Source organism: Marinifilum caeruleilacunae (genome assembly GCF_013141825.1).
In the GTDB taxonomy this organism is placed as follows: Bacteria; Bacteroidota; Bacteroidia; order Bacteroidales; family Marinifilaceae; genus Marinifilum; species Marinifilum caeruleilacunae.
The window spans coordinates 68,880-83,471 of record NZ_RZNH01000001.1 but is presented as its reverse complement, the minus strand read 5'-3'; the positions used below and the strand labels follow the sequence as shown (position 1 = coordinate 83,471).

Below are 14,592 nucleotides of genomic sequence, written 5' to 3'. Positions count from 1 at the left end.
ACCCAGAATAGCGTATATTTTTTATAGGAATCGAACTACTAAAACTTACTGTTATGAATGCAAATTATATATGTCCACATTGCCGAAATTACTTGAATGTAAACGACAGAATCGTTATCTCTGCAAAAAATGAAAAAGGACAGCGTGGAGTTCTTTTATTTAGTATCCATTTGGGAGATTATGAAATTTTGAAACATGCAAATTTCGAAATGGAAGAAAATGAGAAAATTAGCATGTTCTGCCCTTGTTGTCATAAAAGTCTTATAGACAGAAGAATCCATGATAACATTTACAAAATTCTGATGCAGGATGAAGAAGATCAGGAATACGAAATATTATTTTCTGGAGTTTATGGTGAAAGATGCACCTACCAAATTACAGAAGAAAAGGTACATACTTTTGGAGAGCATGCATCCAAATACCTGAATTTCACGAACCTGATTGACATGTCTTGATCCCCATGAAAAGACATTCGTGTAATCCATTGATTTCACCGAAAGATGTAATGGCTTCCCATCCTTCTTTCCAGGTGTTGGGTGCCTTTAATCCGGGTGCTGTAAAATATCAAGGTGAAACGATATTATTGCTTCGCGTGGCTGAAAACTGCCTGCCCGAGAAAGATCACATTACCATTCCCTATTATAATAAGGGTGAAGCCTTGGTAATGAAAGTTGATAAGGATGATCCTGACTTAATTTACAAAGATACAAGAGGTTATTTCTATAAAGGAGTTGATTATTTAACCACCATAAGCCATATTCGTTTGGCTCGTAGTAAAGATGGAGTCAATTTTGAAGTGGAAAATCAGCCATTTATCTACCCTACTTTAGATTGTGAGTGTTTTGGTGTTGAAGATGCCAGAATTGTACATCTGAATAATACCTACTATATCAACTACACTGCTGTTTCGGGTGATGGCTATGTTACCTATCTGGCCGAAACTAAAGATTTTAAAACTGTTAAAAAACTTGGAATTATATTTCCACCACTGAATAAGGATGTTGCATTTTTTCCTGAAAAGATAAATGGAAAATTCGCAGCCATTCATCGACCAGACAACAAAGGCTTTGGATTGCCTTCGATATGGTATGCAACTTCTCCCGATATGATGAATTGGGGCGAACATTTTTGTTTGCTTCGCCCAGATAACACAAAGTCGGAACAACAAAAAATTGGCGGTGGTTCTTCACCAATTAAAACTGAAAAAGGTTGGCTGGTTCTTTATCACGCCAAGGGAGAAAATAGTGTGTATACTCTAAAACTACTACTACTTGATCTGCAAGATCCTACAAAAATTATAAAAAAGGCAGATGTACCCGTTTTGCTGCCAGAGACTGAATACGAAAAAAATGGCTTCTTTCCCAATGTGGTTTTTACCAACGGAATGGTGGAAGAAGATGATGGAGAATTGTGGGTTTATTACGGTGCTTGTGATGAGACAGTTTGTCTTGCCAGAACAAGCATTACCGATTTATTAAATCATTTTAATTAAGCTTAATCATGAGAATTACATATGTATCTACTTATCCGCCAACAGAATGCGGAATAGCAACCTACACCCAATACTTAAGTAATTCGGTTGCCAATTATGGAAAAGAGATAAGGGTTTTAGCACAAATTGGAGCGAAAGGAAATCATGTATTTGAAACTTATGCGCCACATGATAAAGACATTGCTGCCAAACTCTTTTTTCATGTCGAACGGCATTCGCCTGATATTGTACATGTTGAACATGAATTTGGTTTATTTGGAGATCAGCGTGGAGTTCAGATTGTAGAATTCCTGATTCGATGCCAGCTTGCGGACACTCCCGTGGTTGTAACTTTGCATACCGTATTCGAAGACCTGAAATATGAGGAAAAAAATATCCTGCAGCACATTCTTAATTTCAGCACAGCTATTGTGGTGCATGAGAGCTTTCAGAAAGAGATTCTATTGCAAACCTACGAATGTCCCAAACCAATTGTTGTGATTCCTCATGGTGTACGAGAAGTTGAAAGAGTAAAACATGCCAAGAATTTATTGGGTTTAGAAGGAAAACAGGTTCTTTTGCTGGCTGGTTATATGAGGTCGACAAAGAATTTTGAGAAAATTATTAAGCTGATGCCACAATTGATCGAAAGAAACAAAGACCTGGTATTGCTTATGGCTTCAAGAACCAGAATCAATGAGCACTCCATGTATAAAGAGAAACTATATCGGGAAATCGATCAAATGGGTTTGAAAGAGCATGTTAAGATTCTTTACGGAAAGTTTCCTCAATATACCTTAGACACCATATTAAGTGCGGCCGATGTAATGGCTTTGCCTTATTCAAAAGGTGCGCAGAGTGGTGTTCTGGCGCAGGCTGCAGCCATGTTACTGCCTGTGGTAACCTCTGAGTTAATGAGCTTTAAAAACTGGATAAATGAAGTGAGAGGCGGATTTTATGCAAGTTCGGATGATGAATATGTGTCTCATATTAGCCATTTACTTCAGGATGATGATCTTAGGACTGAATTCCAGAATAATATCAGGGAAAACAACAAGAAGATTAGCTGGACCAATATTGCCAGTAGACATATCAAATTATACAGGAACTTGCTGAAATCACCTGTTGCAGGCGCTCAGTTCTATTTTCGTTCAGAATCAATTAATTCTGGCAAGGAAATCTTGCTTTAATAAAATACCATATTATCCAGAAGATCCTGAACCTTAAGCGAGGCTATTCCCGAACGAGAATCGGCCATTGCATATGGCAGTACCAGCATGTCTTTGTGTACAATAGCTCCACATGAGTAAACTACATTTGGAACATATCCATTTCTCTCCTTTTCATCAGGGGTTAAAAATGGATCTTTCAACAAGCCAATTACTTTGGTAGGATCGTCTAAATCGAGAAGAATTGCACTAATGGTATAGGTTCGAACCGGACCTACACCATGAATTAATAGCAGCCAACCTTTCTCGGTTTCAATGGGCGATCCGCAATTGCCAATTTGGAAAAACTCCCAGTAAAATGCCGGGGGTTTTAAAAGAATTGGCTTTTCCCAGTACTTAATATTATCAGAAAACATGATGTACAGGTTTTCATTATCATTTCTGGATATGGTAGCAAACTTGCCATTTATTTTTCGTGGGAACAAGGCCATACCCTTTCCTTTCGATCCTTCGCCCAAAAGGACAGATACTTTGAAATGACAAAAATCTACCGTTTCGATCAACTGAGGCAGTGCATTAAATCCATTGTAAGCTGTATAGGTTGCATAGTACACATGCTTTCCTTTGCCATTTCCATTTTTGAATAATACAAACCTGGCATCCTCGACCCCTTTAACCTCGTTGTTCGAAACCGGGAATATTACCCTGGCACTGATATCCAATTCTGGTGAAAATTTGATCTCATAATTAGCGTTTGCCAACCATAGTAATGTTTCGATGGCCTCTTCGCTGCTTCGTCCGACTTTTTTGTGTTTGATATCCTTCTTTTTTCTAAAAATCTGAATGGCTTCATTCAGTTCTTCAAAGGTGAATTCATCCAACAAATTGTCTAATATTTTTGAGACCAGATCGTAGGTGCCCAACTCCTTCAATTTTAAAGAGAAGTCGCTTTTGAGATATATTGGATCAGGAGTTCTATTAACACGCTCTACCAAGGCACTGTTTTTTTGTACCAGCAAATCGCCATTGGAACGAATGACACCTCGCCTGAATACGATAGATGAGATATGACCTTCTCCAACAGCCCGAAAGCTGAGTAATACTTTCAATCTGCCCGAGTCTGAATCAATGTCTTCGGGATGTACCACAATGGACGGATTGAATAAAGCAGCCGATTCTATGGAATACTCCATGGTAAAATACGAACCTATCAGTAATTTTTGTTCCAGGCTAAAATCATTGCTGAAATTTGTAGTTTTTACGATCTCATCGAAGTTATCCTTAAAGATTCGTTTGATATTTCGATGACGTTTTGAGAAACTTTTGATGGTATCATCCAGAATTTTTTTTGCCTCCTTATCGGATAATAGAAAGATTCTTTCAAAAATATTTTCAATACGTTTTTCGTTACCAGGTGTAAAAAAACGAGTTACCACCCTGGAGTCGTCAGGAGTAAAATGAAGAACCTGCTTGTTTATGGGAATGGGTTTGTTGTTTTTGGCCATTTTCATCCGTTTTAGCGAGCTTACTAAATATACGAAATTCGTGCTCGTTAATGAAATAAGAATGGCTTACAGGTTAATATCGATTAGTATTTTAATACTGGAAGCGATATTTTAAATCGGATGCAAAGTAATCTGAAAAGTATAATGCAGGAAATGGTAAGGAATTGATTCAAAGCAGAATTAATTTCCAATGAGTTGAGCAAAATGAACAATGCTCCACCTGCCAGACATGCAGTTGCATAAATTTCCTTTCTAAAAATCAATGGAATATCGTTACATAAAGTATCGCGAATTACACCACCCATTACTGCCGAAAATAATCCCATAATAATGGCAAGGAATGGATGAATACCAAGACTTAAAGATTTTTCGATACCAATTACGGTAAATACGCCAATTCCAATGGTATCAAATAAAAACAAGGTGCGCTTTAAGGACATGATCACATTTTTGAACAGGAAAGTTAAAATCACACCCAAGCTGATTATAATGATATAATTTAAATCACTGATCCAGGCAACTGGAAAATTACCCAAAATTACATCTCTTAGTGTACCACCGCCAATGGCAGTAATAAATCCGGTGAAATAAGCACCGAACAGATCCAGCTTTTTATTTGCAGCAGACATGGTTCCACTAATTGCAAATACAAGTGTTCCAACAAGATCGAGAATATAAATTACACTCATGATTTAATTTTTTTGCAAAAATAGAAAGTCAAACGAGAAAACAATACCAATTATCAATAAAAATAATCATAAAATGAACTTCGTTTAGAGCTAAGGAGAAATTGCCTGTCGAAAACAAACAAATAAGAATGTCAATTCGAAAAAAGGATGGAACAGAATTCCACCCTTTTGTAACGATCATATGATTTAGGTAAGTTGATTATCCTTGTGCATCCACCACAGCAATGGCTGTCATGTTGATAATTTCACGAACCGAACAACCCATAGGAACAATATGGAATGGTTTTGCTGTTCCCAGCAAAATTGGACCAATGTTTTCCAGTCCACCCAAATCCTGCATCAATTTGTATGCAATATTTCCAGAGCTTAAGTTCGGAAAGATAATGGTGTTTACATCCTTTCCTTTAATTTTATTAAATGCGAAGGTTTCATCGCGCAATTTCTTGTCAAGTGCAAAATTCAACTGCATTTCGCCATCAACCTGTAGTTCAGGGTGATGTTCATGTAAATGCTCAATAGCCAGGTTTGCCTTAACCGGACTACCCTTTCTAACCGATCCAAAATTAGAGTAAGAAACCATTGCCATTACAGGATCTACATTGAATGTTTTCAGAGCTCTAGCAGTACTAATAGTAGTATCTACCAATGATTGTGGTGTGGGTTCCGAGTTTACTGTAGTGTCCGAAAAGAAAAGTGGTCCTTTCTTGGTCATGATGATATTCATACCCACTAAGGTTTTCATGTCATCTTCGATACCAATTACTTTGGTTGCAATTTTAAGTGCTTCGAAATACCTGGTTGCATAGCCCGAAATAAAGGCATCAGCGTCGCCATTTTCAACCATCATGGCACCAAAATAATTTCGGTCATACATTTTTTCTGCAGCTTCTTTATGGGTTAATCCTTTACGGCCGCGTTTCTCACATAAAATATCTGCGTAACAATCTCTTCTTTTTCTCTCTGCTTCGCATCTTACATCAATAATATCAGCGCCAGCTAAATCCAAATCGTTTTCATCTACAATTCGCTTGATATTTTCAGGATTACCAAGAATGATTGGCTTTGCAATTCCCTCGTGTAGTGCGATTTGCGCTGCTTTAAGAACGTTAAAGTTATTCCCTTCGGCAAATACAACTCGTTTAGGGAATCGTTTTGCTTTGTTGAATACAGTTCTTAATAATTCATTTTCAGTACCCAAACGTTGTTTCAACTCTTCGGCATATGCATCCCAGTCTTTAATCTCTTTCTGAGCAACACCAGATTCAACAGCAGCCTTTGCAACTGCTACCGCAACGCTCGATACCAGGCGAGGATCAAGTGCCTTAGGAATGATATAATGCTTGCCAAACACAATATTTGCTTCGTTATATGCTGCATGAACCGCTTCTGGAACAGGTTCTTTGGCCAATTTTGCAATGGCATGTACCGAAGCAATTTTCATTTCTTCGTTAATGGCTGTTGCTCTTACATCAAGAGCTCCACGGAAAATATATGGGAAACCCAATACATTGTTTATCTGATTTGGATAATCGGAACGACCAGTGGCTACAATCACATCTTTTCTGGCATCGAAGGCATCGTCGTAAGAAATTTCCGGATCGGGATTGGCCAAAGCAAATACGACCGGATTTTTTGCCATGGACAAAACCATTTCTTTGCTCATGATTCCACCTACTGATAATCCAAGGAAAACATCTGCGCCAACAAGAGCTTGTTCCAGTGTATCCACATCCTGGTCAGTCATAAACTGCTTTTTCTGCTCGTTAAGGTCAGTGCGTCTGGCGTTAATTACACCTCTACTATCGCACATGATTACATTTTCGGGCTTAACGCCAAGCGAAATGTATAGTTTGGTACATGAAATGGCAGCGGCTCCTGCACCATTTACAACCACTTTAACCTCTTCAATTTTTTTATTGCCCAATTCTAAGGCATTTAACAAACCTGCTGCCGAAATAATTGCTGTTCCGTGCTGGTCGTCATGCATTACAGGAATATCGAGCTCTTTTTTCAGTCTCTCCTCAATTTCAAAGCATTCAGGTGCTTTAATATCCTCAAGGTTAATTCCTCCAAAGGTTGGGGCAATTGCTTTTACAGTTTCTACAAATTTGTCTACGTCTGTTGCATCTACTTCAATGTCGAATACATCGATATCTGCAAAAATCTTAAATAGCAGACCTTTACCTTCCATCACTGGCTTCCCTGCCAGCGCACCAATATTTCCAAGGCCCAAAACTGCGGTTCCATTTGAGATTACAGCTACCAGGTTTCCTTTTCCGGTGTAACGATAAGCGTCGGCTGCATTTTTCTCGATTTCCAAACATGGTTCAGCAACACCAGGGCTATAGGCCAAAGCCAAATCGCGTTGTGTTCTGTATGGTTTGGTTGGAATTACTTCAATCTTACCAGGACGCCCTTCTGCGTGGTATCTTAAAGCATCTTTTGAACTAATCTTTGCCATTTGTTTGATTTTCGTCGTGCAAACGCACGGTTAATAGTATTTTGTGAAATGCAAAGATGCTAATAAATGGGCGTACGAAATGAAGGGAAAAGCTTAAAAACTGTAAAGATATCAGTATCTTACTGAATTACTTTTAATTAAGACTAGTGATAAATAACGGATTTTTTCTTGAATAATATGAAATAAAGCAGCTTACCTTTTGCTTTTAATCATGAGGGAATGTGTGAATTTGTTTTCGGCGAGAAACTCTTTATCGTAAGTGTGCGAGTTGCCTTCAAGATCGACCACTACAATTTTATTGATCTTCCATTCTCCACTCTCAGATTTTTTCTTGAAAAGGATTCTTCCCAGAAGCATTCCCACTTTTGTCTTCTTTTTATTACTGCATGTGGTTTGGATCAGCTCATTACCCGATGGCGATTCAAAATAAACATCCACCCTGCTTAAGCCTTGTAGTGAATAGGCACGCAATGAAAAGTAAAGGGTTTCGTCTGATTTGCTAACATCAATTGAGTTTTGGACGAAGTTCACAGAGTGCAGGTTGAATTTGCCTTTCAGCTCCTTTTTATTTGCTGTTGCAGATATTGATGCACAACAAAGCAGCAAGAGTAGAAAACCCTTGCAAAACAACTTGCAAATCTTATAAAAACTCAATTTCATAGTGGGATGGTATGAAAATACAATTTCCTATACGAAAGAAAACAAAAAGGGATACTCAAATTTGAGTATCCCTTTCTATTTATATTATTTCTAAGAAATTACTTGATTTCACCTTTTACAGTAGCCATTGTTTTAGTAATATCTTCTCTTGATGGAGCAATTGCTTTTGCTTTAGTCAATTCAGCCATAGCTTTTTTGTAGAAACCTTGTGCTTTTGCCGATTCAGCTTTGAATTTTTCTGGCTCGGTGTTTGCAATTGGGTTTGCTTTTTGCATAATTGTTGCACCCTGGTTGAAATATAACATTCCTAATCCAACCAATGCATCAGCCTGGTATTTTGATTTAGCTTCACCAGCTTTTTTGTAAAGACCTTCAGCCGCATCAACTTTGTTTGCTTTTTGAGCTTTCTGACCTTCTACAAGGTAATGCTTAGATAAAGTAGCAATTAACTTTGAGTTTTTAGTTGGACATGCTTTGATTCCTTTTTCCAAAGTAGCTACCATTTCGTTCATCTTTTTCTGTTTCTTTTGAACAGATGCAAGATACTGGTATGATTTAGAAGCCTTGTAGTTGCTTGCTACCGATTGAGCAAAATACTTTTCCGCTTTTGCGTAATCTTTCAATTTATTTGCGCAATAAGCAGCGTTAAATACCAATGCTGGATCTTCAAAAGTATCTTCAGCTCCTAAAAATGCTTCATATTTTTCAAGTGCAGTTTTGTAATCTTTTGATTTTACTGCAGCGTTACCTTCATTCTTTAATTGAGCAGCAGATTGTGCGAATAAACTTGTAGCACAAAAACATACCGCGATAAATAAAATAAATTTTTTCATACTTTAATTTTTTATGATTATTTGATTTTAGATTTTTCTGTCAAAACAAGCCTAAAAATAAATATTTCAGAGAAAATTCAAATAGAATTAACACAAAAATATTCTTCAATAGAGTTTTTTTAGAGGGAATTTATTTAACTGGGCCAGCTCAATGGTTTCTTTCTGCAAGTACTTTTTATCAATTGAATAATTGTCGTACTGACTAAGATTATTGTTCTTTATTAAGCGATTCAGCTTTCTGGTGTAATCCTCTCCTATTTCGGAGTAACGATGCAATAATGGTACCAATTTGTTGGGATCGTTACTTAAGGCTCTTTCAAGTCTAAATTCTTTATAGGCTCTTACCCTTGCAATGGTCTGGTAATAATCGCTTACCGATTCCTCTATGCTTGTGTATTTTCGTACATATATGTTTGTGGAATCTCTTCCAACAAGTGCTTTAATTCTGTTTTCACCGGCATTATACGACCAAATTCCAAAAACATTATTCCCTTCCTGGAAAAACCTTGAAGATCCCCATCCCGATTCCAAAGCTGCTTGTCCTAAAACAATACTTGCCGGATGCGGCTTTAGCCTGTTTTTTAGTTCGGTAATTTCGCAACACTTGTATTGTTCGTATAAATTGAAAAGAAAAACACTATCACTTTCAATATAATGGGGATGTTGGGTCAACCAGCTTTCGATATGTTCCAGTCTTTTTATTTTCTGATTCAGATTGTGTTGTGTGAGTAGTACCGCCGGTAGTAGCATCTCAACAAATTTCTGCTTTTTTTCATCTACCGGAAGCATTCGCAATGAAATTACTTTGGTGTAGATGTACGGCGTAATCACGGTGTCGGAAAAAGCATGAACATCATTTTTACTTTCGATTTCGGCATATTCTGGGCTTACCTTTTCATTGGTGAAAAGAATACGTTCTGTGCATGCCGAAGACAGTAAAATCAGGCAAAATAAAGAAATAAACAGCTTTTTCATGTTGAATTATTGTTAATTTCAGTCTGCTAAAATAGCATTTTATTTTTGTAACGCAAATTGAAGAATGATCTGCTCTGCTTGTTTATTCTGAGCCGTTTTACACTATAAAAATCATTGTAAAATATTGATGCTGTGGACGAAATACAATTTATGAAAATTGCGAAAGAGCAAAAAAAAGCAGAACCCGATAAAGAATTCTGCTTTTGATATCATGTAAATGTATTTATACACTAAGAATGGAAATTTCGCCAAAGGCTGGCGTTGGAATATTGAATGAATCTTCCAGTTTTACGTTTTTTTCGATGGCCTGTATGGTGCGAATTACGCCACCATGCGTGAATATGGCTACTTTCTTATAATCTTTTGATTTTAATTCGTTCCAGAATTCAAGAACACGATCGCGAAGCATTACAAACGACTCTCCATTTGAACATTTCAGGTTTACGAAATCTTCCATCCACTTTTCTAAAAATGGATCTTTAATTTCGTCCCAAACTTTTCCTTCCCAGTCGCCAAAATGCAGTTCCATCAATCTTTTGTCTTCTTCTGCCTCTTCGGGATAAATATCGTTTGCCAGTTTTTTAGCTCTTGATAAAGGACTGGCATAAATTTTATCGAATTCTACTCCATCAAGATTTTTCTTTACCGTGTTTAATTCTTCAGGATATGTTTCGGCCAGGTCAACATCTTTTTGTCCGTAGCAAACTCCCTGATCTACTGCAACTGCCGTATGTCGTATTAAATAGATTTCCATATGTATTATAAATAGTTTAATAGTGATAAATAAGAAAGATAGAATACAACTTCACAAACTTGTTGAGTTGCGCCAATGCAATCGCCGGTGTATCCATCAATCCATTTGTTATAATATCTTCCCAATAAAACTTTGCAAAGGTAAACAGGAATGAGAATAAGAAAAAACTTTAGATTCCCCAAGAGTGCCAAAGGCAGTATTCCTGTTATCAGCATGAAAATGAAATTGCCTGGGCTCAGCTTTTGAGAATAATCTTTTGCCTTAGAATTTCCTACTCTTGCATATTTATGAGTGTTCACCAGGCTGGCGGCAACCATTCTGGTTGATGAATGAGCCGCAATCAAAATCAATGGAAGCTGGTTCGCTGATATGGAAAATTGACAGTAGAATTTTGTGATAATCAGAAAGATAATTCCGGTAACACCAAAGGCTCCAATTAAAGAATCCTTCATAATTTCGAGAATTCTTTCCTTGGTCCAGCCACCACCAAAACCATCGCATACATCCATAAATCCATCTTCGTGTAAAGCACCTGTTAAGAGTGCTGTTGCTGCCATACTTACTATCACCGCAAGGTTAAAAGGCAAGAGTAAATTAAAAAGATAGAAAACAAAGGCCGCTATACCACCAATAATGAGACCAGCTATTGGAAAATATTTAATTGCTTCGTGCTGATATTCTTCCTTAAAGCTAGCCCACTTTGGAAATGGGAGTCGCGTAAAAAACGATAATCCTGTAAAGAAAATATTGAGTTCTCGTTTCATTGGATTTATTTTTCCGGGCATTGAATTGATATTATTCACTTACAATTTGATCGCTATTGCTTACTCCTGCATCTTCGAAACTTGCCATTTGATTTAGGAAATTAACTGCCGATTCGATAATTGGATATGCAACGGCTGCTCCTGTTCCCTCTCCCAAACGCATGCCCAAATCGAGAATGGCATTGGCTTGCAAATGTTCCAGCATGTGTTTGTGGCCATTTTCGTTCGATTTGTGAGTGAAAATGCAATATTCCAAAATATTTGCATTCATTTTGGACGCTGCCAGCAGAGCTGAAGTAATAATGAAACCATCAACCATAATGGTCATTTTTAGTTCGGCTGCTTTTAGCATTGCGCCAGCAATCATCACTATTTCGAAACCACCAAAATGTGTAAAAATATCTTCGACAGAATCATCACCTTTGTAGTTTTCGACTGCGCTTTTTAAGATTTCATATTTTCTTTTCAAGCCTTCATCGTCCCATCCGGTTCCGCGACCTACGCATTCCTTTAAATCTACTTTTGCAAGCAAATGTAAAAGAACGGCAGCCGAAGAGGTGTTGGCGATACCCATTTCGCCAAATCCGATAATATTGGTGCCGTTTTTATGGGCTTTCTGAACCAGTTCTGCTCCTTTAGCAAGGGCCTTCGTGAACTGTTCTTTGTTCATGGCCGGACCATTTAGGTACGATTGAGTTCCATGTGCAATTTTGGCATCAATTACATTCCAATCTTTGTCAAAATCGTAATTTACTCCGGCATCAACAATTTGAATGTCGATGCCATTCTGACGACCAAATACATTAATTGCAGCTCCGCCAGCCATAAAATTGGCAACCATTTGCCAGGTTACTTCCTGCGGATAAGGGCTAACTCCATCCAATGCAATACCATGGTCGCCAGCAAATACCATAATTACAGGCTTGTTCAGTTCCGGGGATAAGGTATTTTGGATGCAACCAATTTTAACAGCCAATTGTTCAAGCATACCCAAAGAACCAATTGGTTTGGTTTTAAAATCTATTTTGTGCTGAAGTTGTTCAATCAACTCTTTCTGAGGAGTTTTGATGTCGAAATTCATATGTATAAGATTGTATTTCTAAATTCGTATTTATTCCTTGGCCTCACTTACACCAGCATCCTGGAAAGAAGCCATTTGGTTCATAAACTGGGCTGCACTTTTAATTAATGGAAAACATACCATTGCTCCTGTTGCTTCTCCCAAACGCATTCCAATGTCGAGTATCGGATCGCCACCCATAATATTCAACATTTTAATGTGTGCCTGTTCGTTCGATTTGTGAGCAAACAAGCAGTAATCTTTCACTTTAGGGTTAATTCTAAATGCAGCCAAAAGTGCCGACGTAATAATAAAACCATCGATTAAAAGTGTCATTTTTAGTTCGGCAGCTTTGAGCATTGCACCTACGATCATTACAATTTCGAATCCGCCAAAATGAGTTAAAACGTCAATTGGATCATCAGATTTGTTGTATTTCGAAAGTCCTTCGTTTAAAAGGTCAAACTTACTCTTAACACCTTCTTTATCGAGACCTGTGCCTCGACCAACACATTCTTCCAGAGGGATATTACCCAATAGACTCAAAATCAATGAAGCCGAAGATGTATTTCCGATCCCTTTTTCGCCAAAAACAATAAAGTTACAGCCTTTTTTGTGAATCTCTTCAATAACCTCGGCACCTCTTTTAATGCCTTCTATGCATTGCTCTTTTGTCATTGCCGGTTCGAATCGATAGTTTTTTGTGCCATAGGCCAATTTACGATTCAGAATTGGAAGGCTTGGATCAAAATCATGATCGACACCTGCATCAACTACATTGAACTGAATGCCATGCTGTTTGGCAAATACAGTGGAAGCAGCTCCACCTTCCATGTAATTGTAGAGCATTTGGTAACTTACAGATTTAGGATAAAAACTAACTCCATCATCAGCAATACCATGATCGCCTGCAAAAACAACAACATTTGGTTTGTTGATTTCCGGTGTCATGCTGTTTTGAATTCTTCCCAATTGGAATGCAATTTGCTCCAATTTTCCCAACGAACCAATTGGCTTGGTTTTCGTATCAATCTTCTCCTGTAATTCTTTATTTAAATTGTCTGATAAAGAATCAATTTTAAATTCTATCATCTCTTACTTTCTGTTTTTACCAAGAATATTTTTTAGCTCGATTAGGCTTTTGCTTAGCTGCTCTTTACAATCGTCGTTCTTCTCGTTTAGGACAGCCATTTCCAAATCAGGAATTGCATCTGTTCTTTCCAGTTTGATTAAGGCAATTGATGCTTTGCTTCTTACATCAGCATCTTTGTCGCGTAACATTCCTGGAATCCATTTTTTTGAAGACCAACAAGCCATCTCTATTACCTTATCGATTGCAGCAAGTTTTTCTTCTTTCGAACCCGATAGATTATTGTAGTATTTCGATTGTAAATCTTGAATGTCTTTGGTGTAGATGATTTCATTGCTGAAAAAATCAGGGCGAACTACGGATTCTGGGTAGCTTACCATTTCTGAGTTTGTTGCCCAACGAACAATACGAGGCAGCATCCAACGCATTCCAGGTGTACATTCCGGGTGGCCTACGAATGAGGCAACTTTACCTTTTCCAATAGAGTTGGCTACAATAAACGGACGATTGTTGGTCATGTTGGCAGGAGACCCTTCTACGGTATGAACATCAGATAACATGGTACCCAACGAAATTTCTTCTACTGCGTCTTCTGCTGATACCAACACCGGACCTTCATAATATTGACAGAATGAAATTTCGCGATCTTTCAATTCAGGGAAGATTTTTTGACCTTCTTCTGTTAAGGAGAACTTTGCCAATCCGTGTCCACGATGATCGTGCTCGATATCAATAGCTTTATAACCTGTTAGTTGTAAACAAGGATAATCAGGAGTATTTGTCATGATATATGCACCAGCACAGATACCGACTACAGCAATTCCCTTGTCTTTAACCAAGGAAACTACTCTTTCAATTCCTGATTCTCCCAAGCTCATGGTTTCGCTTCTTCCGCTTCCACCAGGGAATACAATGGCGTCAAAATCAAGAATTTCATCCGATACAATCTGACTTGCACGAATTACTTCACAATCAATTTTCGGATCTATTTTTAAGGCTTCCATAGCATCGGCAATACACCAAGGGCTATCGCCGTTTTTATCGAAAACGCCAACTTTAATTCTTTGTTCAGCTTTGGTTTCAACTCGTTTGCACGAATAACTTGTAATTAAAAGTGTAAGTAAAATTACACCAATTGTAAGGAATTTGTTCATGTTAGTT

Annotated in this window: 14 protein-coding genes; 3 read left to right on the top strand and 11 right to left on the bottom strand. The window is 37.7% G+C overall.

The features are described from left to right. The first annotated feature begins 53 nt into the window (after nt 1–53). The 3 genes from ELS83_RS00405 to ELS83_RS00395 are packed head-to-tail and all read left to right on the top strand — an operon-like array spanning nt 54 to nt 2,661. Nucleotides 54–455 carry a hypothetical protein gene (locus ELS83_RS00405; RefSeq protein ID WP_171593522.1) on the top strand — a complete coding sequence of 134 codons (402 nt, stop codon included), beginning with the start codon at nt 54–56 and terminating at the stop codon, nt 453–455. A gap of 5 nt (nt 456–460) precedes the next feature. Further along, nucleotides 461–1,492 carry a glycoside hydrolase family 130 protein gene (locus tag ELS83_RS00400; RefSeq protein ID WP_171593521.1) on the top strand — a complete coding sequence of 344 codons (1,032 nt, stop codon included), beginning with the start codon at nt 461–463 and terminating at the stop codon, nt 1,490–1,492. 8 nt (nt 1,493–1,500) lie between these two features. Then, on the top strand, nt 1,501–2,661 hold the full coding sequence (locus tag ELS83_RS00395; RefSeq protein ID WP_171593520.1) for a glycosyltransferase: 1,161 nt from the start codon (nt 1,501–1,503) through the stop codon (nt 2,659–2,661). On the opposite strand, the gene ELS83_RS00390 is transcribed toward ELS83_RS00395, so the two are convergent. From ELS83_RS00390 to ELS83_RS00340, 11 genes are all read right to left on the bottom strand, one after another. Next, nucleotides 2,658–4,145, bottom strand: coding sequence for a glycoside hydrolase family 130 protein (locus ELS83_RS00390; RefSeq protein ID WP_171593519.1), 1,488 nt, complete (start codon nt 4,143–4,145; stop codon nt 2,658–2,660). The two genes, ELS83_RS00395 and ELS83_RS00390, sit on opposite strands and share 4 nt — an antisense overlap. Nucleotides 4,146–4,228: 83 nt before the next feature. Then, nucleotides 4,229–4,834 carry a trimeric intracellular cation channel family protein gene (locus ELS83_RS00385; protein ID WP_171593518.1) on the bottom strand — a complete coding sequence of 202 codons (606 nt, stop codon included), beginning with the start codon at nt 4,832–4,834 and terminating at the stop codon, nt 4,229–4,231. 199 nt (nt 4,835–5,033) lie between these two features. Next, on the bottom strand, nt 5,034–7,295 hold the full coding sequence (locus ELS83_RS22650) for an NADP-dependent malic enzyme (RefSeq protein ID WP_171593517.1): 2,262 nt from the start codon (nt 7,293–7,295) through the stop codon (nt 5,034–5,036). Between the two features lie 192 nt (nt 7,296–7,487). Beyond that, the gene (locus ELS83_RS00375; RefSeq protein WP_171593516.1) at nt 7,488–7,955 is read right to left on the bottom strand and encodes a hypothetical protein; all 468 of its coding nucleotides are present in this window, start codon (nt 7,953–7,955) and stop codon (nt 7,488–7,490) included. Nucleotides 7,956–8,053: 98 nt separating this feature from the next. Continuing rightward, nucleotides 8,054–8,788 (bottom strand): tetratricopeptide repeat protein, encoded by a 735-nt coding sequence (locus ELS83_RS00370; RefSeq protein ID WP_171593515.1) that lies wholly within the window; start codon nt 8,786–8,788, stop codon nt 8,054–8,056. 105 nt (nt 8,789–8,893) lie between these two features. Then, a complete protein-coding gene (locus ELS83_RS00365; protein WP_171593514.1) occupies nt 8,894–9,763 on the bottom strand; it encodes a glucosaminidase domain-containing protein in 870 nt (289 codons plus the stop codon). Between the two features lie 223 nt (nt 9,764–9,986). Next, on the bottom strand, nt 9,987–10,517 hold the full coding sequence (cobC, locus tag ELS83_RS00360) for an alpha-ribazole phosphatase (protein WP_171593513.1): 531 nt from the start codon (nt 10,515–10,517) through the stop codon (nt 9,987–9,989). A gap of 5 nt (nt 10,518–10,522) precedes the next feature. Continuing rightward, complete coding sequence (gene cobS, locus ELS83_RS00355; protein WP_171593512.1) at nt 10,523–11,281, bottom strand: adenosylcobinamide-GDP ribazoletransferase; 759 nt, start codon at nt 11,279–11,281, stop codon at nt 10,523–10,525. 31 nt (nt 11,282–11,312) lie between these two features. Beyond that, nucleotides 11,313–12,362, bottom strand: coding sequence for a nicotinate-nucleotide--dimethylbenzimidazole phosphoribosyltransferase (gene cobT / locus ELS83_RS00350; RefSeq protein ID WP_171593511.1), 1,050 nt, complete (start codon nt 12,360–12,362; stop codon nt 11,313–11,315). A gap of 30 nt (nt 12,363–12,392) precedes the next feature. Continuing rightward, nucleotides 12,393–13,433, bottom strand: a complete 1,041-nt coding sequence (gene cobT / locus ELS83_RS00345) for a nicotinate-nucleotide--dimethylbenzimidazole phosphoribosyltransferase (protein ID WP_171593510.1) — start codon at nt 13,431–13,433, stop codon at nt 12,393–12,395. A 3-nt stretch (nt 13,434–13,436) separates the two neighbouring features. Next, nucleotides 13,437–14,585, bottom strand: coding sequence for a BPL-N domain-containing protein (locus ELS83_RS00340; RefSeq protein WP_171593509.1), 1,149 nt, complete (start codon nt 14,583–14,585; stop codon nt 13,437–13,439). Between the last annotated feature and the right edge of the window lie 7 nt (nt 14,586–14,592).